The organism is Priestia sp. P1_B12_1 (genome assembly GCF_056406695.1).
The window spans coordinates 20,146-41,815 of record NZ_JBFTZR010000003.1 but is presented as its reverse complement, the minus strand read 5'-3'; the positions used below and the strand labels follow the sequence as shown (position 1 = coordinate 41,815).

Here is a 21,670-nt window from a genome sequence, read left to right as displayed (position 1 = left end):
ATATCAATGATTTTTATCATTACTATTATTATATTACTAACTATTAGTACTTGCTACTAATTTGTTTTGGGTTTTAGTAAAAAAGCAAAAAAAGACCCGCTTATCTTATTAAGACAGCAGGTATAACGTATGTTATTTAAATAAGCTCCATTTTGTATGAATAGGTACTAGCTCTTCTTCAGACTCGTCCTCTTCGTATAAACCACGTTCTTTTAAATACTCCACAAAATATAAGTCTGCTTCCTTACGTTCATCATAAGGTTTGATCGATAAAACAAACCCTACTTTATGCTGATCTTCATTTTCAACGCCGGAGAGATACGCTTTTACATTATGCTGCAAGAACAGCTCTTTGGCAGGAATAATTAAATCTTTAACGAATTTCGACAGCAATTCCAGCTCAAAGTCGAAGGTGTACTTAGCAATTTTTTCTAGATCTGCAAATACCACGCCGATAAAACTCGTATTATGTATTTCGTAGTCTTTCGTTTTTTCATCCCACTCAATATGTCCGATTTCCTTTAAGTAATTAATAAAATACCCAATGCCTTCATTGCGGCCAAAAGGCTGTTTAGAAAGGACTAAACCAATCTTCTTGTACTTAGGAAGGTACACGCATGAGATAGCGGCTTCAACTTTATGCTGTTGAAATAAGTGCGTTGCCCCTTGAAGCAAGGCATCTAAGACATGATGGGTAATTTTCATTTGCTTACGAGGAAAGTGATATTCATTGCGTGCTAATTCATCTGTATCAGCAAACGTTGCTCCAATAAAGCCTGTATTGGATAGGGTAGGAGGGAGCTTCTTTCTTTTTCTTTTTCGTACCGTCATTCAAAAACACTCCTTGTGATCATCAATACGATAAAAATAAAACGAACATACGTTCTTATCTAATGATACAAAAAATGTGTCGAAAAGTAAAGAGAAGTTAACGGAGAATTTGAAATTTTATAATAAAAGTAACTAAGATTTGTAAAACGTAGCGGTTAGTAGCGGTTAGTAGAAGTTAAAGAGGAGAGGGGAAGCAAAAAATAAAAGGCTGCAGATGAAAAGCATCCACAGCCTTTTATATATTCATTAACGAGCTTCTGTTAAAGCTACCATATCTTCATCATCTAAATCGATATCTACGTGACAATCCATTGTATGAATTGTTTTATCTTCATGATTTCCATAATAAATTGTAATGTTCATGAGTATCGCTCCTTTAAAACTGGATAATGACATCCAATTTATACCGTCATCTATTTGTTTAATATTATACCCGATGAAAAAGGAAACTACAACTAAAATCACTAAAAAGCTGATAAGAAAGGGGTTTTCAGTGATTTTAACAAGAAATCACGTGGAATAAAAATACTGATTGATGTATTTTATTACAGAAAATACGAGGTTTTAACTTTCTTTAATGAATAAAAATCCATTTAATGCAAACATATGTACTAAATGAAAAATATACGTTCTGTAGCAAATAAATCCTTAAAAGATTAAACGTAAACAGATTTTATTGATTTACAAAGAGTTCATTGAGAATACGATGAGAAAAATAAATGAGTATAAAATCTAAATCCTACAAGTAAATTCATTTATTTTTCAAAATCTATAAATATAAATCGAACTGATCAAACTTAAAAACAATCTGGTGAAATCAATATGCATTCTATAAAATCATATCCGCATTTGTTCTAATTGAACAAATATTGCTGATAATTAGTTTAGTGAGTTAAATCATATAAACACAAACCCTATCTCATTTTTTAAATTCTGTCTCACTATCATAAGTATACTTTTGTAATGAGACATAATTTACGTTTCATCTATTGGTTCCTAGAATATATATTATGTAAACTAGAAAAATAAATAAAATCTTTAGGGTCTCCCTTGCTCTTAGAACCTTTGAATGTCTATCACCTTTTGCTTTTTCTTTAAAGTGTATAGATTTGTTTTCAAGTGAGCTGGTTTTACTCTCATGATTTTAATTTGGGGCTGTAAACAGAACTCTTAAAAATCGACTGAATGATGCTTTTAAAGTCAAATGTGAAATAGTACAAGCTATAGATTATATCTTACAAATGGTTAAAATGACCGTTCACTTAATCACAATCGCCTGAATACGCCAGTACGTATCATTTTATATGTAATCAAGTAACTCCTTATGGTTTATCCTAGAACTTTACAATTTTGTATCCCGAGTTTCAAGTAGCTATATTTGATGTAGAAGCGCAAAAAAAGGGAAAAAGAACAACTTCTTCCCCTCCATCCGCTTGTCATACAAACTTTCAAAATTACTAGTTGCAAGCTTTCACTCACTAAGGTATGTTTCCCAATCGTAGTCATGAATTCTATCAAATTCCCCAAACTCATTTCTTTCGTAAGCACATAGCGGTGATTCATTTATAAAAGCTAAAATTGAGTCATCAACATTTAAAGCAACTCCTAGAGCTGCAATTTGAAAATTATTTGGATTACTAGTAAATTCATCTTCTTCGTATCCGCTAAAGATAACCCATCCTGAATCATTTGGTTCATTTGGTTTATCTTTTAACAGAAAATTAAACTCGTTTCTTTCTAAAACATCATTGCTAACTGTTACGAGGGTATTAAAGTAATAGTCCATCTTTGCAGCGTCATCGTCTTCATATTCAGTATCACAAATATGTTCAGTGCCAAAATGCAGGATTTGACCAAGTTTTAAGCCCTTTAAATGATAAGGTTCATTATCAAGCTTTCCAACAAAGTTCTCTTTGTTTCTATCCGTAATTTCCACCCACATTCTTTCTCCTTTGGAACCAGCTGTATCTGAATCACTAAAGAAAACTAACTTCACCAGGTCTCCCGCTTTTAATTTATCCGTCACCGCTTTTCTTGGCTTGTAAAATGTATAAGGAGATTCTTTGTTTCTTTCATAAACATTATCTAATTGCCAATATGTATTGCTATCCTCATGTTTTTTATTAGTAGAATGTTTTTTGAACCAACTTTTCATAAAATACATTACCTCTTTGATTTATATAATTTAAATTTCTTTAATTGGATACTGAGTTAAAATAGATTCTAACCCTTGAATAAACGCATCTGTGTAAGTCGGATTTTATGTTTTAATACTCTTTCGGGTTGATGATGGTGTAAACTTTTATGCTCTTTTCCTCAATCCCTATAAAATGAGCTTTTTGCCTTGTATCTAGTCCTCTAAGGGTTCCGCTTAACTTACCTATTTTTTTAGCACCACTGTCTTCTGCTTTCCAACTGTATAAAGTTCCTTCCTTGTTGTATGGGCTGTAAAAATAGCTATATTCTCCTCTAATACTTATTGCTTGTGATCCATGTAACGTTTCAGGAGTTTGATGTGCAATAAAAGAATTTTTCTCGGGATTTACTTCAATTAACTCAAAATCTGTATATGGATATAACCAAAGTGTCGTATTTTTACCTCTGCAAATTGCATAACAATCTGCAATGGATGGAGCATCTGGTAAATGAGTGTGATATTGAAAAGTTGGGGAACCTGTATTATCAAATAATACTAACCCTTCTGTTGATATCCCTTCACCAAAAACGCCTTCGTCGAAATAGCTGCACCATATTCCTTCTTTACTAACCGCTACGTCTTGCACAGCATCTCCACAATAGAATGACCGCATGACTTCTCCATCGATATTCATAATAAACAAATTGTGCTTTTCTCCCTTAGTTCTAGGATTCATTATCAAAAAATGCTTATAATCAATCCATCTGACAAAAGGATAGTTTATTTTTAAACGTGGATAAAGAGTAGTACCGTTTACAGACAATTCGAATCTATTATGGCGTTTTTGAACTAAGACCAGTCCATATTCATCTTTGTAATCTGCATCAATGATATTTAAACAATTATCATCAGGTTCGATGGTAAAAATAGTCGTCTCTACAATTCTCAAAGCTAGTCACCCCTTATATTATAAGAAAGCGAAAAACAAACTTTAAAATTAGAAATGAATAAAACTTCCCGCTTGCTTTGATCTTATTTATTCTCACTTAGGTTTAGTGGGTATGTAAATCTACTTTTACTCAGCCCACTTTTCTTCACTATCTATCCACTTATTCTTATGTAAATCAAAAGATTTTATATCATCATGGAAGTCTAAATAGACAGGCAATTCAAAGCTTTTGCCACCCACTTTATTCCAGCAGGAAACAAACCACCTTACAATAGTTTCTTCTTCAGCAGCAGAGATGGATTCTTCATTTTGCTCATAAAACTCCCGGAAAGCGTCCGAGTTTTCAGCAGGAAGATCATAGTATTGAGTCTCGTCAAATAAAGGATGACTACCTGAAAAAATCTTTCTGTCATTTCCTTCATAAAAAACTTCATTCGCTTCATCATCCATAGAAAACATCATAATAGACAAATCAAACGGTTGCATAAAAATCTCAAAGTCCAGCAAATCAATTCCTTCATAATAATGAAAAGTCTGTATCTCTTTTATGTTTGCAATCAATACATGTTCATTTTTTTGAAGACTTTCTTTTAAGGAACTAATATAATCGTCAATTGTAAACATCGTATTCCCCTTGGTCGTTATTTTTTTATGTTTCCAGCTATTAAACCGCTCATTAAGTTTCGGTTTTAACGTTTCATAATTTCCCCATGTGTCTTTCACTTCGTAAAGAGATTTCACATGAGGAAATACTTCTTCATAATCATCCAAATAAACACCGTCTTTAAAGTCAAAATAGGCTTTTGTAAAAGCATTACCCTCCTCATTTAACATATCACTTACAAATACACCATCCCAGTTCATGTATATTTCAGTTCCTGTCATTTTCTTTTGTTTAAATTTGATGATTTCATTAGCAGCCGCTTCTTTAAATTCTTTGCTATATAAATGGTTCTCAATAATCCACCCCAGATACATTCCCGTATGTACAAAACCTTGTTTATCATCTAACCCTTCTGGAAAGTCTCCCTCATAATGCCATTTTGCTTTATCATAAACCACTGTCATATTTTCCTTTTCTTTTTTTGCTTCTTTTATTACTTCAGGTCTAGCTGACTCACTTCGAATCATAGAATTCGATTTTTCTTCGCATCCTTGTAAAAATAAAAAAGTAAACATAAATAACGAAATGTATTTTAATTTGTGCAAAATGGTCCTCCAAGTCTAATAAAATATTTTCAGGGGATTCCTATAAAATAAAAATTATACCTTAAAAAAAGAAGCCATTCCTTTTTAGGAACGCTTCTTTTAATAAACTTTTTTCTTTCTATTAGTAACCATCTACCGTAACATCAGTAATGGACCCATCACTAGGACTTACTTGATACCACCCTTGTGTAGCTGTATGTTCCTCTCCTGTTTCTTCATTATCCACAACATTTTCATAAACATGGATAATATAGTTTCCTGAATCGTCAACGTGATCATATGTTACAAGGAGAGGTGAATCTTCAGATATGCCTTGCTGATCACGAACTAGCTGGATAGCTTGCTCTTGGGAAACTGTTTGTTCGGCTGGTTCCTCTTCCTCAATTGCTTCTGTATCTTCTTCTTGCTCTGGTTCTGATTCCAATTCCGTTTGGACCTCATCTTCCGAATCAGCCTGAGCTTCCTCTTCCTCCTGCTGTTTCTTCTCTTCTTCCGCTAAACGTTCTTCCTCCGCTTTACGATCTGCTTCTGCCTGAGCTTCAGCTTCTGCATCAGCTTTGGCCTGCGCCTCTTCTTCTTTTTGTCGGTCTTCTTCTAGCTGCGCATAGTAATCATCTAATTCCTTTTCCATTTGCTGCTGTTCAAGGTCTGATAATTGCTTTTGTTGTTCTTGTATTTGGTTTTGAAGCAAAGCAATTTGTTCTTCTGAAGCATTATCCACAAAATTGATGTTTTCTACATAATCACCACTGGCGTCAAAATTAACTTCCATCATACAAAAAACATTTTGCTCTTGATTAATGCCATAGTAAATATACTGATTGTCACCTACTTGGATATACTGATAACCATTCATTACGTTTAATAAGTAATCGCGATCAGCTTCTTTAGAATTAACTGCTTTTTTAATTGTGGATGCTTTTGTTTGTAATGTATTCGGCGATGATTCTTTTACAGCCGTTTTATTGCCATTTTCTTTCGTATGAACCGCTGTTGATTTCTCTGTCGGCTCTTCTTTTTGCGATACAGTTTCACTGGTCTCATCGCTACAGGCTGCTAGCAATATAGCTAACAGTGGAATACCAAAAGCAACTTTCAACATTTTCATAGACTATTATCCCCTTTTTTTATCTTTTTTTAGGTTTTATATAATTCTAAAGAACTATAAAACCTTAGGGGTTATTATACCAAAATTAAGAAAATATAAGAATGTTTTCATGTATTGTTTATGGAATTTTTTGAAAAAATATCTTTTTATACATAAAAAAACACAAAGCCATATACCTTTTTCAGAACACGGCTTTGTGTTTTCGTAACAAATGTTAATGATGAAATCCGTTGTCGTATTTCGTGTCTTTAAGAACAGGTCTATCCAACGAGTTAAGAAATTCAACGGCTTGTTTAAAATTAACCATAAATAAATGAGCAAGGTCTCTTGAAAATCCATTTCTAACAACAATACGCATGATTGTTATTTCTTCCATGTCTGCAGGCAGCGGATAAGCAGGAACTTGCCATCCGTACGTACGCAGTTGTCTAGACAAATCATAAAGCGTCCAGTTTGGTGTATATCCTTCTTTTAGTTTCCAAGCAAGAACCGGGATATCTGAACCATCAGCAAGAATTTCGAATGCTTCCATTTCTCCAATTTCTTTGCTGAGAAACAGCGCGTTTTCTTGAGAGGTTTTTTGCACGGCATAATAGCCGTCTTTACCTAAACGCAAGAAATTGTAGTACTGCAAAAGAACTTGTGCTCCTGGTCTAGAGAAGTTGAGCGCAAAAGTTGGCATGTTGCCTCCTAAATAAGAAACGCGGAAAATAAGATCTTCAGGCAAGTCTTCTTTTTCTCTCCAAATCACCCATCCTAAACCAGGATAAACTAAACCATACTTGTGTCCTGACACGTTAATGGACTTTACTCGCGGCAAGCGGAAATCCCAGATAAGGTCTGGCTGAAGAAATGGAGCAATAAAACCTCCAGAAGCAGCATCTACATGGATAGGAATATCTAACCCTGTTTTTTCCTGTAACTCATCTAATGCTTTTGCAATAGCAGCAATTGGTTCATAAACTCCTGTATACGTCACTCCAAGAATCGGTACGACACCAATTGTATTTTCGTCAACCGCATTAATGACGCCTTCTGCATCTAAATAAGGATGATCTGCATTAATGTTCACATAACGAGGCTCTACGTCCCAATAGTTTGCGAACTTCTCCCACACCACTTGAACGGATGAACTAAATACAATGTTCGGCCGGTCTGTTGATAGCCCTTTACTTTTACGCAGTTTCTGCCAGCGTCTTTTTAACGCTAGTCCGCCAAGCATACAAGCTTCAGATGAACCCGTAGTAGAAACGCCCATCGTTGTATCAGGATTAGGTGAATTCCAAAGGTCCGCTAAAATACGTACGCATCTCTCTTCAATAGCCGCTGTCTGCGGATACTCGTCTTTATCAATCATATTTTTATCAAAAGACTCTCCGTACAAACGCTTTGCATCAGGCTCCATCCAAGTAGTAACAAACGTAGCTAAATTTAAACGGGCATTTCCGTCTAAAGCAATTTCATCATGAATGATTTGATAAGCTGTTTCTGGAAGCATACCTTGATCACCGATACGCAGCCTTGGAATCGTCACTTCTCCTTGTCGAGAAAAAAGCGGATTAACAGGAAATTCATCAGGTAAATTTTTTTGTTCACGATGCGGATGCCATTGAGGCATAAAGTATCATCTCCTTATGTATATCTAACAAATTGCTTTACGTTCACCCGGTGTTATAACAAGCAGGTCTCCTTTACACATTATGAGCTTTGAAGACTATTTTCATTCTTTCCATTATCCGTAGCACGTAAGGGCGAACTTTATTTAATAATACCCATGGAAATGGCCTTACCAAACTCAAAAGGTGTAAAATATGGTAATATATTGTAAAAAGGGGTTTTAAAGTGGAGAAACAAGGGATTATCTTGCAAGACAAGTTTTTCGAGTTAGGCGAATCTCCTATTTATAATGAATCACAAGACGTTATTGGAAATGTCGCATATAAGTTATCTATTGCTAATAAATTTGATATTTTAAAGGACGAAGAAATTATATTTACAGGTAAATCTAAAATGTTTGCCCTTATGCCGAAGCTGATTATTTCTGATCACCATGGAAATGAAGTTGGCATGATTCAACGAAAATTTACTTTTTTTTAAAAGAAGTATCTTTATATCAGAAACGATGGCGATACATATGAAATTACGGGGAATATAACAGATCGCAAATTCGACGTTTTGCGTTCCGGCGTTCCTATTATTCAAGTCCGCACACTCTCTTCTTTTCTGTCATTATGTCCCCACACGTTTGCTTTAGAATTTCTCGAACCTGATCTTGATAAGTGGGAAGGAATTGCGGTTGTACAAGGCGTAAGGATGATGGTGAAAGACGAAAACAGCAGTACAGCTACTGCTCCCGCTCAATAGTGGTTACAGAAGGTTATATGATATAAAAAAACGAACAAACTTCAATATAAAGTTTGTTCGTTTTTTAATTAAGGGCCGAATACTAACGTACCGATGACATGGTAGCCAATTGGTACAAGAAACAAGATGATATTTAAAATAATCGCCCATAGACAGAGGTTGTCTTTTTTTATAAAAAAACCAATAATTGCAGGAACAATCATGAGCGGAACTAAAAAGATAGGTGCGATAATAGGCAGTCCTTGAAGCTTTTCAGCCGCAATAAGTCCTGTAAAAAAGTTAAGGATCAATAAAGTATTAATAATGACGTATAAAAGTGAAATTCCTCCAAGAATCCCTCCTATTACCCCGCTTTTAGTTGTTTTAACAGTAGCATCCACGTTTCTGTCACCCCGTTTTTAGAAATATAAGTAAACTATACTATAATGTGGTTTTTATTGTAAAGGTATGGAGAAAACAGCTGTTGAAAGATTGCTACAGTGCTTTTTATAAACAGTGCATTTTTTCTTTTGCTTCTTTCCAAGGAACCGTATAGCCCTGTCCTTTTGCGCAAAAGACGGACGATGAACTGTATTCGGGATCCGCCTCTTTATTGTAGCCGATTTGTTCAATCACTTCTGCTTCATTATGACAGCGTTCATACCCTCCGAATAATAGAGACATTGCTCCTTTTCCATGCGTAAGAGATGCTAGCGTCGAACCGTAGTTCATAAAAGTAGCAACAGGAACTTTTCCTGTAATAATCGCTTTGTTTTCGGTTGTTACAGGAGAATCAAAGTGACCGTGTGCGCTTTGAACATCCGCTAATACTCTTCCCATTTGATCAATATCCACTTTAATTTTGAAATCATAATACGGTTCTAGCACAATATTTTCTGCTTTTTCTAACCCTTGTCGCAGTGCACGGTACGTTGCTTCTCTAAAATCTCCTCCGCTTGTATGCTTGTTGTGAGCTCGTCCGGTACATAATGTCACTTTTATATCAGTAATAGGTGAACCCGTTAACAAACCATGATGCGGCTTTTCAAATATATGCTGACGGACTAGATTTTGATACCCCGCGGATAAATCGTCGGCGTGACAAGCATTTTCAAAAGTAATTCCACTGTTTCGTTCCGCTGCTTCTATTTTCAAATGAACTTCTGCATAGTGTTTTAACGGTTCAAAATGCCCGTAGCCCATCACTGTATTTTGAATAGATTCTTTGTACAAAATTTCTGGTTCTTCAAACTGTACGTTTATATTAAAACGTTCTTTTATCAGTTTTTCGAGGACTTCTAGCTGAATTGCTCCCATCACACGAATATGAAGCTCTTGAGCTCTTTCTTCCCACGTCACATGTAAAGAAGGGTCTTCAGCATCTAATAATTGAAAAAGTTTAATTCCTTCTTTTGGATGAACAGAAGACTCAAAAACAACTTTTGATTTTAACGTAGGCAAAAGTTCGTAGGAGCGGCTTTCTTTTAATGTTCCAAGACCATCTCCAATCGATGCTGAAGACAACCCTGTAACCGCAAAAAGTTCGCCAGCTGAACCTTCATTTACGTTTTTAAATGTACTTCCGTTATAAGCACGAATTTGAGTGATTTTTTCTTCGTATAGCTCTCCGTTTTTTTCATAAGCCACTTCATCACGCACCTGCATTGTCCCGCTTAGAGCTTTGATAAACGTGATGCGCATGCCGTTTTCATCGTGCCGAATTTTATATACACGACCTGAAAATGCTTCTTCCTTCGAGTAGCAAGTTTCTGTTAGCAAATCGAGCTTCTCTAAAAAACTTTCAATGCCGATATCTTGTAAAGCTGAGCCACAAGCACACGGAAAAAGCTGATTGGTTTGAATAAGCTTTTTCATAGCGGCTCTCCAATAAGCTTGATCATTCTTGCCTTCCATAAATACATCTAGAAGCTCTTCATCTTTTTCAGCTATAAATTCAATAAGTTCCTCACTCAATGAGCCATCTATAAGCTCTGACGTTATGTCAAAAACATCGGGGGTTAAGTTATGTTTAATATCGTTTATAACACGTTCAGGATCTGCTCCTACACGATCGATTTTATTAATAAAAAAGAATACGGGCACACGATGTTTTTGAAGCAGCTGCCAAACGGTTTCTGTATGGCCTTCGACTCCTTCTACTGCACTTAAGATAACAATCGCATAGTCCATCACTTGAATAGAACGTTCCATTTCAGGTGAAAAATCGACGTGGCCCGGCGTATCAATTAAATAATAAGTAGAACCGTTATATGAAAAAGTTCCTTGATCGGCAAATACCGTAATTCCTCGTTCTTTTTCAATCGTATGGGTATCCAGAAAGGAATCTTTGTGGTCGACTCTTCCTCGTTGTTTAATACTTTTGGTATGGTAAAGAAGCTGTTCGGAAAACGTTGTCTTTCCTGCATCGACATGCGCTACGATACCGATCGTTTTGTTAGATTGTTTCATTGTTAAATACCACCTTACTGCTGTATGTATAGCTGTTACTTTCTATTTTATAATAATCGTAAGAAAAAGTGGACGACAAAGGCCTAGAACTGCTTACATCAAAAAAGAATGCGTGATTAAACATCGCATTCCCTTTTTGTACGGCGTTTAGTATCTTTTTTGCCTTTTACTATAAAAATAGCTGCTATAAGGCACCCAATTCCAGCTAAATGCATGATGTTATTACCTGTCGCGCCTAGACTGTCACTGGTCAATCCAACTAAAATACTGCCAAATATAATGAATAAAACAGCAAACATGAACTTCAATTTTTTCACTCTCCTTTAATACACTATTAAATATGATTTGCATACGGATCATATAAACCAGTTATTAATAATAGGCCTGCTGATAAAATCAATGTTCCTGCGATTAACAAACTGTTGCTACATACCTTTTTTTCTTTTTGCGTAAAAACATTCCTGATATAAGAAATAGTAGTGCGACAGATAGCAGAATCAATCCTATACCAATATTCAATCTTTCTTTCTCTCCCTTTTGAATGTATTTCTTACCATCTAGTTAACCATAATATTATTATGAAAATAAAAAGAGAACTTGAACGTTTACCGAACCTTAATTGTTTTATATGTTATCATACATAAATTGTTAAAAGTACATTTTTTCACCTTTCACTATCAAAAAAGCAGCCTCTTTACTAAGAGACTGCTTTTTTTAAATGACAACTGATAAAACCGCTTAAGCAGCTTTTTTTATTTGTTCTTTTTGTTTCCGTTGATAAGAAGAAAAATAAATAAGGCCTACAAATACAGATCCTCCTATCATATTTCCAATAAAGGTAGGGATAATATTTGCAATAAAATCAATCCATGTAAAGTGACCTGCAAAAATAGCGGCGGGAATGATAAACATATTGGCTACAACGTGCTGAAAGCCAATTGCAACAAATGCCATAATCGGAAACCAAATACCAAGAATTTTCCCCGTAACATCGTCAGCACCGTATGAAAGCCAAATAGCTAAACATACAAGCCAGTTGCAGCCCACAGCAGAAATAAGCGTTTTAAAAAACGAATCATCAATTTTAGCTTGAGCAATGGCTACCGTTTTATCTAAAAAAGGCCCTGTTTCTGTTAAACCTACAATATGTCCAAAGAAATATGCAATAAACACGGCACCTAAAAAGTTAGCAAGCGTGACCCAAAACCAGTTATGAAGCAAGTGACGAAGTGAAATTTTTCTTGCATACAGGGCAATGGAAACAGACATCATATTCCCTGTAATAAGCTCCGCTCCCCCAAGTACAACCAGCATAAGACCTACAGGAAAGACGGCCCCTCCTAGAAGATTCGATAAACTTCCCCATTCAACTGGTAAATTACCAATCACGCGCACATCTAGTAAAAAACCAAGCGCAATAAACGCGCCTCCTAAAAACCCAAGCATGAGAATGGAAGAAAGAGATAGCTTCGTTTTTGAAATCCCCGCTTCTAAAGCGATGTTTAACATTTTATCCGGCTTGTGAAATGCCATAAAACTCCTCCTTAACTAAAAAAGGCAGCACTCAAAAACACCTTTTACACAAGGTTTTTGAATGCTGCCTAATAATCCTGCACTTTCTTTACAGTATATCAGTCATCATTATCTATAATAAAATCAAATAAAAAACAAGCAGATCCTACTTCTCTTTCATTTAATTAAATTATGTATTTTAAGTTGTTCTACTGAATATTGGTTTTAAACACAAACACAGAAACAGCGATATCTTCTTCTACTTTGATATCAGAAAATAAGTACTCCAGCTTAGCTCCTAACAAGTCTTCAAGCCCCTCTGGAGGAGATGAAGCATAAAGGTTTTGAATAAGCTTCGTTCTTGCCATATGTACTGTCTCTTTACCTTCGGTTGTTCTCGCGATAAATTGTTCAGCTGGCGTTAAGTTGCCGTACAAAGTTGAAATAGCCATATTTTGAACAAATACAGTATGAATTCGTTCTGGACCTTTTCCAAAAAGTTTTTTGCGCAGCTTTCGGATAATATCATTAAAATCATGTATTTTCTTAGACACTGGTGTATGCCTCCGCTTATCTCGAGTATGTCTATCCTGCTCATTCAAGTTTTCAACTAAGAATAAGTTACATTATACATGACGACGTTTACATTGTATACAATGTATCTGTTTTATCCCCGTTAATCCAAATCATCGCAAAACCATTACGAAAGGATAAAAAAAATCCTTCACTTATTAAAGTGAAGGATTACCTTTATATCTCTACTTAAAGGTTACAAATGGATTCTCAGTTATCAAACAAAGAAATAACTAAGAACTTTGACAAAATAGCATGTCAAAATAGTCAAGTGGTATGTTTGTACCAGTAGTTAATGCTATCACGTTAAAGTCATGGAATCCAATTAGTTTACTTTCATAATACTTTATTTAATTTAAATATTCTTTTTTGATAGGTAACCCTTAATCTTCATCACGATCTGCTCTAAATTCATCATCAGATAATGAATTTAGTTGATGGCTAAGTTTTTCGTAGTTATCTTGTTTTTGGTTTTGTTGTACATCATTAGATATAGGAGCTTCACTAGAAATAGTAGACTTTTTTCTCGTCTCTTCGCCTCCGCTAACTCCAAACCCAACATTGTTATCTGTCATCGGATTCACCTCTTTAACTGTTATTATGGAGAATTGCTCTAAAAAAATAACAGGAAACAAAAGGGATTCTCACTTAGCTAATAGCGGTCCAAGCTTCCTTACTTACACCAATTCGTATTTAAATAAGGAAATGACCTGCTTTAACCCCATAGGCAATACCAACAAAAAAGCTTGCTATACCTAGTGTTTGACTTTTACATACATACTTTATAGTTAAGCCTGGAATCAGACCCCATATAATGATGAAAATAGCGAACGATACTATAATAGAAGACCATGCATCTTGCCCTGATATACTTATACCTTGCATAAACGTTTCTCCTTTCAGTACTTATATCGGGAGAACATAAATTTTTTATAGTATCTTATAATACGAACTAAAAAATTCAAGTGACCTGTCCATATATGCTTTTACAGCGAATGGTGGCGTTCAAGCTCGACTGTTTTTGGTTTTTGCCATATTAATACCCCTGCTGCTACATACATAAACGAAGTGATGTAAAAAAGGCTGCCGATTGTAAGAAAATCAATGATATACCCTGTTGCAATCACGGCTAAAGCTGCCCATATAGAGGTCCATAAATGATAGTGTCCTACTTGTTTTCCCGTATGAGCACGATCTGTCTGCCTAGATAATGCTATTTTTTCTGCTGTTTTTTGAAGAGCTCCAAGTAGCCCCATTATAACTTGAATGATATACACCTGCGTAATAGTTGATAGAACGGGAATCACAAGCATAACAACCGCCATCCCAAACGTATATAAAATGAGCAAGCGCTTTTCTCCTACTCTGTCACTCCATGCACCGATTAAAGGGTGACTCAAAGCTGCGGTTAAAGCGAAAATTCCGTAAGCTAAGCCAAATTGTGAATAACTATCACCAAGATTTCGAAGCAGTAACAGGTAAAAAGGAAAAACAATACTACTTGCAGTAATCATCAGGCTTTGTGAGTGTAAGAGTTGTTTGTACGTCATTTTCCATACTCCTTATAAAATAAATTAACGAACGTTTCGTTCCGATCATATTTTCTTTTCAAATTAAAAAAGGCGGTTGTATGAGGGTAAGCCTCTTCTAATTGCTTCTTGCTTGGGTAGCCGTAGTAAGGCAAGTAATAGCTTCCCTGATGCTGCAGCGTTACATCCACCATTTTTCTGACAACTCTTTGTGTATCAGCCATGCCTTGATGGTCTTTTTTCTGGTTAATAAGTAAAACGAGAGCAAACATATCGTCTTTTGCATAAGACATGACGGCTTTATTGTCTTTTTCTACATAGCGAACAGTAATGTTCAGTAAATTTAATTTCTCTGTTGCTAACACTTCGCGTAAATCATCGATGTAAGAAGCAAATTCATCAACCGGAACGAAGTATTCTTGTAAAACTTCCGTCCGGCTAACACTTTCGTATTCCATAAAATCACTTTCAGAACGCATAACATTATTTCTTGTTTCAAGCCGTCCATTTTGTCTTAAAAAATAAGCCTTTTGTGTTTCCCACAGCATATCTTTTCCCCAGTCACTGTAACGAGACAGTCCTAGCATAAATTTAGGAAGTGCCACTATTTTTTCTGTTTTGAGCGGTTCTTTTACAGTAGAAGTATTTTGAGAAGATAAGCGATAGTTTGTGACGTACATATCTGTTAGCAATTGATTAGGAGAAACAGAAATACGCGCCATATGCATACGAACGTCAGGGTTATGCTGTACGTAGTTTTTAAAATACGCTGTATACTGTCTATAATCTAAGCGGATAATTTCATCTTCGTACCATTCATCGTCCGTCAAACGAAGCGTCACATCTAAAATGACTCCAAATAACCCGTAGCCTCCGTTTACTAAAGAAAACAGCTCAGGGTGTTTTGTCCGGCTAATTTCGATAATAGACCCGTCGGCCTGCAGGAGACGCATAGATTTTACCGTATCCATTAAAGAACCGTATCGAATATCTCTGCCGTGTACGTTCACGCTAATAGAACCTCCAACGGTAAAAATATTTTGTGATTGCATAACCTGAAGAGCAAGACCGTCTTTATGTATATATTGCTGAATATCATTCCACGTTGTCCCGCTTTGAACCGTAATTTCCTTTTGACGTGGCTTGTAATCTACAATTTTATTGTACTGCTTCATATCAAGTAAAATAGCATTCGGATAATACGTCTGCCCTCCTTGACTGTGCTGCATGCCTGAAATCGCTATTTTTTCATGATGCTGTGAAGCGGTTTTCACCCAATCTTTCAGCTGTTTTTCAGTTGTTCCGTGCTTTATTTCTTTGACTTTTGTAGGAAGAAGCCGAGCAACATCTTTCGTTACAGGACGGCTTTGCTGCTGTTTATAAATATGATAGGAGGCATATGAACCTACTAGATAAAAAGATAAAAAAGTTCCTAACAACACGTTTTTCTTCATCACAAACTGTAAGCTCCTTTCTTTATTTCTGTGAAATTATACCATATTAAAAGTGAAATAACACTAAAAAAGTGTAATTTTACACTTAGTTATAGTTCATTTTGAGAAAGTATATGAAAAAAACTTGTAATTTAATGTATGTTAACCTTATTGAAACAAAAAAAGAAAAGACATTAGGTCTTTTCTTTTTTTGTTTCTTTATTTTTCAGCTTCGTATGCAACTAAAGCTACTCTTTTTCCTAACGTTTGTTGAAACTGCTCTTCTAGCTGTTTCAGCTTCGCATGCATATCATCGTTAATTGAAGCTGGCTCAAAGGTCATTTTTGTTTGCTCCATCATACTGTCACCTCTTTCATATGTGTATGTTCTACTTTTTCCAATATAAAAGAGGTCTATGACGATTTGACGAAAGTTTACAAATTAAATTTGCTAATGAGCGCTGTTAATTGTTCTGCCATTTGAGACAGAGATTGTGCGGAAACGGCAATTTCCTCCATTGAAGCCAGCTGTTCTTCAGTTGATGCGGCCACTTCTTCAGATGTAGCTGCATTTCCTTTAGCAAGGATCGCCATTTCACCTGCTGTACGAGCCACTTCTTCAACCGCTGCTGAAATTTGCTGAGCAGTCGCAGCCACTTCTTCTACTTGCGGAGTCGTTTCATTCATGCTGCTTAGAATTTGTTCGAATTTTTGAATAGCCGTTTGTGATATTGTTCGTCCTTCTTCAACTTTGTTTGTAACTTGCTCCATTGTATGTACAGATTCCTGAGTATCTTGTTGAATAGCTTGAATAAGCTCAGAAATTTGAGACGCGGACACTTGTGATTGTTCTGCCAGCTTTCTCACTTCCGCTGCTACAACGGAAAATCCTTTTCCATGTTCTCCAGCTCGTGCCGCTTCGATTGCAGCATTTAAGGCTAGTAAATTTGTTTGAGCAGCAATGCCGCTGATTACTTCTAAAATGGTTCCAACTTCTTTTGAACGTTGAAACAAAGTACGAATTGTTGTATTAGACAGCTCGACGCATTGAGAAATGGATTCCATTTGTTCGACCGTTTCTCTCACGGCTTTTCCACCTTCTACAGCTTCAGACGTTGTGTGATTTGATAGCTGAGAAACAATTTCTGTACGCTTGGCAATGGTAGAAACTCCTTGAACAATCTCATCTAAAGAAGCTGCATTTTGGTCAATAACAGCCGTTTGTTTTTCTGCACTAGAAGCCACTTCTTGTATCGCAACTGATACTTGTTCAGTCGCAGCGCTCGTTTGCTGTGAGCTGGCCGTTAGCTCTTCTGAAGAAGCGGCCACTTGCTCTGCACTCATTTCAACATTTTGAATTAATGTGCGAAGATTGTTTTGCATCTGACTAAAAGCATACCCTAACTCGCCGATTTCATCTTTTGAATTGACAGTAATCGCTGTTGTCAGATCTCCTTCACTAACGCTCAGAGCCTGATTCTTAAGCTGTTTGAGCGGTTTAATAATCGATTGTAACACCATAAAAATGGTAAGACTCCCGATTATCAGACAAGCTACAATAATAAATAGTGTTTTGTAAAAGATAGGCTGTGCAGCTTCACTAACTTCTGATGAATACATAGTGCCTGCAACTTTCCAGTTTGTTGTTTTATTTGTCGTAAAGACCATCTTTTTTTCATCCCCGTTAAAGGTATATTCAAAAGACCCAGAGCTCTTTGCATAAAGCTTGTCAAAAAGAGAATCTGTCGCTTTTGCACCTGCTTTTTCCGTAGGGTGAACAATATATTTTCTTTCTCCATCTAAAAGAAATGGATATCCTTTTTCTCCGATTTTTACTTTGCTGACAGCTTTATTAATGCGGCTAATATCTAAATTCAAAGCAATAACCCCTGTGCCATCCCCCGATGTTTTCGCTACAGTAATAACGGTCTGACCTGTAGAGGCTGATGGATAAGGTTCAGTGACAACTGTTTTTCCTTTGTTTTGCATGGCCAGCTTGTACCAATCTCGTTTTCTAGGATCATAGCCTGCTTGTAGCACTTTTTTAGGCGATTGAATAAACTTCCCTTGCTGATTTCCTGTAAAAATGCTGACGGCTTCTGGATGAAGCGAAGCATATAAGTTAAAATCTTTGCTTAAAGTAGCCATATCTTTTTCATTGTAGCGCTCGTTGTTTACCACTGATGAAAAAAACTCTACATCATGAATTTTTGGTCCAATGGTATCGTCAATCACTGAATTAATGGACTGTACATTTTGCTGTGCTGTGTTAATAATTTGGTTTTCAATTTCATGTTTCGCTGTTATGTAAGCTGATACACCTATCGTAACAGATGGCACTAATAAGATCGCTGCAAATGCTAGCCCCAGCTTTGTCTTAAAGTTATTAAGGGACCTTTTTTTTCTTACTCTCTCCATGCTATGTAGCCTCTCTCTCCGTAGTTAAAAGTGATCGTGCACTTTCTTTCTATCGGCAAGACTTCATATTCCTTTAGTCATCGAGTGTATACATAATTAACAATGGGTGTGAAAAGATAAGAGTACGATAAAAAAAGTAGGTGATTTTAATGGAAGAAAGTAAAAACAGCAAGTCTTTTTCAATGTTTGAAACAGAAAAGGTTCAGCGCGGGGAAGAAAAAGATATTTTTAATATCTATAAAGAAGGAGTAAAAATTGCGGAAGTAAGAGGAACGAATCCTCAAACTCAGCAGGTTATTCCGATGCATGACTTAAATGATTACGAAGAAAATAAGCTTCACGAGTATATTGCTCATTTAGACCATACAACGTAAAAAGACTAAAACAAGAGTCCTCTCTTGTTTTAGTCTTTAGAATCGTAAAAAACATGTTCAAAACGCAGCGTGTTTTTTTGTATGTACAGAAGTCCAAACGAAAATTGCTTTTCCCGCCGTTTGTCAGTAGCGGAACCTGGATTAAACAACGTAATATCACCAATTTGTTTATGAACAGGAATGTGAGAATGACCAAAAATCACTGCGTCTACTTGTTCATGTTCAAATGCCAAAAGTGCACGTTTTTCAGTCGTTTTTCCTTTGCCATGACCGTGGACTACGCCAATCGTAACGTCGCCAAACGAAAGAAGTAATGAAGATGGAAGTATTTTCTGAAGCTCTTCACTGTCTACATTTCCAATCACGCCGTGTACAGGAGCAAACACACGCAGGTCATTGTATACATCTATCGTTTGAAAATCTCCCGTATGAATAATAGCATCAGCTGTTTTCAGTTCGGCTAGGAGTCTTTTCGGAAAATGTTTCGCTCTTTTTGGAATATGAGTGTCACCTAAAATAACGATCCTCATTCATCATACGCTCCTTTTTCGCTCATTTATGTAGTGTAGCGTATTACGTTGGAATGAAGCAACTCTATCCGGAGCGTCAGGCAAAAAATTTCTCTTTTTCGTTTAAGTTTGCGAAAATACGTTACATACCAAGTTACAGAATGGAGTTTTCAAAATGGAAGTAAAAATTAATCGAAACGCAGCAAAAGTGTTAAAAAATGCATTGGCTAGCCCAGAAGGTCAAGGAAAAATGATTCGTGTATATGTAACTATCGACCACGGTGATCACGCGCATTATGATTGGAAATTCGATAAGCCGACTGAACATGATGAAATCGTAAAAACAGATAAAGATATCGATATCGTTTTAGATAAACGCGAGAAATTTTTAGAAGGCGTATGGATTCAATATTTCCACGTTCCAGAGCCTGAATTTGTGATTAGCAGCCTTCACCACGCGCATCACCATCATTAATATAAAAAACACACCTTGTTTTATAGGTGTGTTTTTTCGTTTGTGTGACAAGCAAAAATTTTATTGATAAGAAGAAGAGATAAAATTTTGTTGAAGCAATAAAAATGAGCTATAGTGGAATTACGGATGAAAGAAAAGAGGTTAGCGTATGAAAGTAAGTGTGTTAGTAAGGTCTATTTTAGTTGTTATTTTATATAATTTATTCGTTTTGTACATCGGATGGAACGCTTGGATGTGGCTTCACACAATGTTTGAAGTGGAAAACAAATGGATTCTTACGGTAATCGTTGTCTTTTTTGCTTATTCCTTTATCATCAGTCGTGCGTTTCAACAAGTGAGCATATTTAAAATTGTGGGATCGTACTGGTTAGGATTTATTCAATATTCGGTGCTTTTGCTTCCTATAAGTAATCTAGCCGTATATATTCTTACTCTTCTAGGCGCTTCGCTTTCTACAGCTATCGATTCAATTGGATTTTTCATAATTGCCGCTTTTTTATTCATTTTTGCTTACGGTACGTATAATGCTTACAGTCCTGTGGTAAGAAAATACACGATTTCGCTTGCTAAAAAGACGAATCGGAAAAACCTTCGCATTGCTGTAGCATCTGATATGCACTTTGGCACATTGTCCGGCAAAAAACATTTGCAGCGGTTAATCACTCATGTACAAAAGATACAGCCGGATCTTATTTTACTTCCTGGAGATATTATTGACGATGATCCCCATGTATTCTTTAAGAAAGAAATGGATTCTATGATGAAGCAGCTCAAAGCGCCTTTAGGCACGTATGGAATTTTGGGAAACCATGAGTATTACGGCGGGAAGATTCCTCAGTTTGTGGAAAGAATGAAAGAAATGAACATCCCTATTTTAATGGATGAAGTGTTAAACATAGGTGATAGCTTGTATTTAATAGGCAGAAAAGACAAGACGGACAAAAACCGATACAGCTTTTTCGATTTAGCGAGTGAAACGGATCGTTCTCTTCCTGTCATTGCAATGGATCATCAGCCGCTTTCTTTAAAAGAAGCGGAACAAGCAGGAGTGGATTTACTTCTATGCGGCCATACTCACAGAGGGCAAATGGCGCCTAATCATTTAATTACAAAGCGGTTATTTGAAATTGATTGGGGCTACAAGCAAACTAATCAACTGCATACCATTGTCTCTTCAGGATTTGGCTTTTGGGGTCCTCCGCTTCGAATCGGAAGCCGATCGGAAATTATTCAAATTGATATTTCGTTTACAAAATAGAGAAAGCCCTAGGGCTTTCTCTATTTTAATGTACACAGCAGCTTCGGAAGCTCTGCATAAATGGCGACTACTTCATCTACTTTCATTCGAACGAGCCCGCTTGAAGACGGGGCAACAAAGTCCATTATTCCTGATACCATCGATTTCTCTTGTTTACCCCACTTTACTTGCTTTCGTCCGCTGTACTGCTGATAGACACCTTTTCCAACAAAACAAACGATTTTAGGCGTATATGTAGCTATTTTTTCCTTTAAGATTTCTCTGCCTTCTGCATATTCTTCTTTTGTAATCTCATCAGCTGCCTTTGTAGGACGTTCTACAATATTTGTTAAACCGTACCCCAGCTGGAGCAGCGAGTGATCTTCCTCCGGATGATATTTACGATCTGTCAAACCTGCTTTGTGAAGAATCGTCCAGAAGCGATTGGTTGGATTCGCAAAATGATGACCCGTTTCACCTGAACGGATGCTTGGATTAAAACCGACAAATAAAATATCTAAGTTGGGTTGTATATGATCAAAAATAGAATTCATAGTCATACGCT

General features: G+C 36.2%; 23 protein-coding genes and 1 pseudogene. 5 read left to right on the top strand and 19 right to left on the bottom strand.

The window, feature by feature from the left end:
• Positions 1 to 132 precede the first annotated feature (132 nt).
• From AC1D0Y_RS11200 to gad, 6 genes and pseudogenes are all read right to left on the bottom strand, one after another.
• The gene (locus AC1D0Y_RS11200) at positions 133 to 831 is read right to left on the bottom strand and encodes a hypothetical protein (RefSeq protein ID WP_060745570.1); all 699 of its coding nucleotides are present in this window, start codon (positions 829 to 831) and stop codon (positions 133 to 135) included.
• 1,471 nt (positions 832 to 2,302) lie between these two features.
• Positions 2,303 to 2,986, bottom strand: coding sequence for an immunity protein Imm33 domain-containing protein (locus tag AC1D0Y_RS11195; protein WP_060745569.1), 684 nt, complete (start codon positions 2,984 to 2,986; stop codon positions 2,303 to 2,305).
• A 112-nt stretch (positions 2,987 to 3,098) separates the two neighbouring features.
• Positions 3,099 to 3,917, bottom strand: coding sequence for a hypothetical protein (locus tag AC1D0Y_RS11190; protein ID WP_060745568.1), 819 nt, complete (start codon positions 3,915 to 3,917; stop codon positions 3,099 to 3,101).
• A 645-nt stretch (positions 3,918 to 4,562) separates the two neighbouring features.
• Positions 4,563 to 4,985, bottom strand: a pseudogene (locus AC1D0Y_RS11185) (DUF7832 domain-containing protein); the annotation flags it as partial.
• A gap of 262 nt (positions 4,986 to 5,247) precedes the next feature.
• Positions 5,248 to 6,234, bottom strand: coding sequence for a hypothetical protein (locus AC1D0Y_RS11180; protein ID WP_477707583.1), 987 nt, complete (start codon positions 6,232 to 6,234; stop codon positions 5,248 to 5,250).
• Between the two features lie 214 nt (positions 6,235 to 6,448).
• On the bottom strand, positions 6,449 to 7,852 hold the full coding sequence (gene gad / locus AC1D0Y_RS11175; RefSeq protein WP_060745566.1) for a glutamate decarboxylase: 1,404 nt from the start codon (positions 7,850 to 7,852) through the stop codon (positions 6,449 to 6,451).
• Between the two features lie 224 nt (positions 7,853 to 8,076).
• On the opposite strand from gad, the gene AC1D0Y_RS11170 reads away from it, so the two are divergent.
• Both AC1D0Y_RS11170 and AC1D0Y_RS11165 read left to right on the top strand, forming a co-directional pair.
• A complete protein-coding gene (locus AC1D0Y_RS11170; protein WP_235593567.1) occupies positions 8,077 to 8,331 on the top strand; it encodes an LURP-one-related/scramblase family protein in 255 nt (84 codons plus the stop codon).
• A gap of 78 nt (positions 8,332 to 8,409) precedes the next feature.
• Complete coding sequence (locus AC1D0Y_RS11165) at positions 8,410 to 8,598, top strand: hypothetical protein (protein ID WP_477707582.1); 189 nt, start codon at positions 8,410 to 8,412, stop codon at positions 8,596 to 8,598.
• 68 nt (positions 8,599 to 8,666) lie between these two features.
• On the opposite strand, the gene AC1D0Y_RS11160 is transcribed toward AC1D0Y_RS11165, so the two are convergent.
• From AC1D0Y_RS11160 to AC1D0Y_RS11110, 11 genes are all read right to left on the bottom strand, one after another.
• Positions 8,667 to 8,978 carry a hypothetical protein gene (locus AC1D0Y_RS11160; RefSeq protein WP_060745565.1) on the bottom strand — a complete coding sequence of 104 codons (312 nt, stop codon included), beginning with the start codon at positions 8,976 to 8,978 and terminating at the stop codon, positions 8,667 to 8,669.
• A gap of 106 nt (positions 8,979 to 9,084) precedes the next feature.
• A complete protein-coding gene (locus AC1D0Y_RS11155; protein WP_060745564.1) occupies positions 9,085 to 11,046 on the bottom strand; it encodes a GTP-binding protein in 1,962 nt (653 codons plus the stop codon).
• Between the two features lie 116 nt (positions 11,047 to 11,162).
• A complete protein-coding gene (locus AC1D0Y_RS11150; protein ID WP_235593577.1) occupies positions 11,163 to 11,345 on the bottom strand; it encodes a hypothetical protein in 183 nt (60 codons plus the stop codon).
• Positions 11,346 to 11,784: 439 nt separating this feature from the next.
• On the bottom strand, positions 11,785 to 12,579 hold the full coding sequence (locus AC1D0Y_RS11145; RefSeq protein ID WP_477707581.1) for a formate/nitrite transporter family protein: 795 nt from the start codon (positions 12,577 to 12,579) through the stop codon (positions 11,785 to 11,787).
• Between the two features lie 188 nt (positions 12,580 to 12,767).
• Positions 12,768 to 13,112, bottom strand: coding sequence for a Na-translocating system protein MpsC family protein (locus AC1D0Y_RS11140; protein WP_028408437.1), 345 nt, complete (start codon positions 13,110 to 13,112; stop codon positions 12,768 to 12,770).
• Positions 13,113 to 13,514: 402 nt separating this feature from the next.
• Positions 13,515 to 13,706, bottom strand: coding sequence for a hypothetical protein (locus AC1D0Y_RS11135; RefSeq protein WP_060745561.1), 192 nt, complete (start codon positions 13,704 to 13,706; stop codon positions 13,515 to 13,517).
• A 118-nt stretch (positions 13,707 to 13,824) separates the two neighbouring features.
• On the bottom strand, positions 13,825 to 14,016 hold the full coding sequence (locus AC1D0Y_RS11130) for a hypothetical protein (protein WP_025751820.1): 192 nt from the start codon (positions 14,014 to 14,016) through the stop codon (positions 13,825 to 13,827).
• Between the two features lie 101 nt (positions 14,017 to 14,117).
• Positions 14,118 to 14,681 (bottom strand): MFS transporter, encoded by a 564-nt coding sequence (locus AC1D0Y_RS11125; RefSeq protein WP_028408435.1) that lies wholly within the window; start codon positions 14,679 to 14,681, stop codon positions 14,118 to 14,120.
• A complete protein-coding gene (locus AC1D0Y_RS11120; protein WP_176528167.1) occupies positions 14,678 to 16,114 on the bottom strand; it encodes an FAD-binding oxidoreductase in 1,437 nt (478 codons plus the stop codon). The genes AC1D0Y_RS11125 and AC1D0Y_RS11120 overlap by 4 nt, the downstream gene beginning before the upstream one ends.
• 198 nt (positions 16,115 to 16,312) lie before the next feature.
• Positions 16,313 to 16,453 (bottom strand): hypothetical protein, encoded by a 141-nt coding sequence (locus AC1D0Y_RS11115; RefSeq protein WP_016764236.1) that lies wholly within the window; start codon positions 16,451 to 16,453, stop codon positions 16,313 to 16,315.
• Between the two features lie 74 nt (positions 16,454 to 16,527).
• Positions 16,528 to 18,510 carry a methyl-accepting chemotaxis protein gene (locus AC1D0Y_RS11110; protein ID WP_477707580.1) on the bottom strand — a complete coding sequence of 661 codons (1,983 nt, stop codon included), beginning with the start codon at positions 18,508 to 18,510 and terminating at the stop codon, positions 16,528 to 16,530.
• 149 nt (positions 18,511 to 18,659) lie between these two features.
• Here AC1D0Y_RS11110 and AC1D0Y_RS11105 point away from each other — a divergent pair, with 149 nt between their 5' ends.
• A complete protein-coding gene (locus tag AC1D0Y_RS11105; RefSeq protein WP_028408432.1) occupies positions 18,660 to 18,884 on the top strand; it encodes a hypothetical protein in 225 nt (74 codons plus the stop codon).
• Between the two features lie 29 nt (positions 18,885 to 18,913).
• Here the strand turns inward: AC1D0Y_RS11105 and AC1D0Y_RS11100 are convergent, their stop codons facing one another.
• Positions 18,914 to 19,414 carry a metallophosphoesterase family protein gene (locus tag AC1D0Y_RS11100; RefSeq protein ID WP_060745558.1) on the bottom strand — a complete coding sequence of 167 codons (501 nt, stop codon included), beginning with the start codon at positions 19,412 to 19,414 and terminating at the stop codon, positions 18,914 to 18,916.
• 154 nt (positions 19,415 to 19,568) lie between these two features.
• On the opposite strand from AC1D0Y_RS11100, the gene AC1D0Y_RS11095 reads away from it, so the two are divergent.
• Both AC1D0Y_RS11095 and AC1D0Y_RS11090 read left to right on the top strand, forming a co-directional pair.
• Positions 19,569 to 19,868 carry a hypothetical protein gene (locus tag AC1D0Y_RS11095; RefSeq protein ID WP_060745557.1) on the top strand — a complete coding sequence of 100 codons (300 nt, stop codon included), beginning with the start codon at positions 19,569 to 19,571 and terminating at the stop codon, positions 19,866 to 19,868.
• A gap of 148 nt (positions 19,869 to 20,016) precedes the next feature.
• Positions 20,017 to 21,126 (top strand): metallophosphoesterase, encoded by a 1,110-nt coding sequence (locus AC1D0Y_RS11090; protein WP_060745556.1) that lies wholly within the window; start codon positions 20,017 to 20,019, stop codon positions 21,124 to 21,126.
• A gap of 20 nt (positions 21,127 to 21,146) precedes the next feature.
• Here the strand turns inward: AC1D0Y_RS11090 and mug are convergent, their stop codons facing one another.
• Positions 21,147 to 21,659, bottom strand: a complete 513-nt coding sequence (gene mug, locus AC1D0Y_RS11085; RefSeq protein ID WP_028408428.1) for a G/U mismatch-specific DNA glycosylase — start codon at positions 21,657 to 21,659, stop codon at positions 21,147 to 21,149.
• Positions 21,660 to 21,670: the final 11 nt, after the last annotated feature.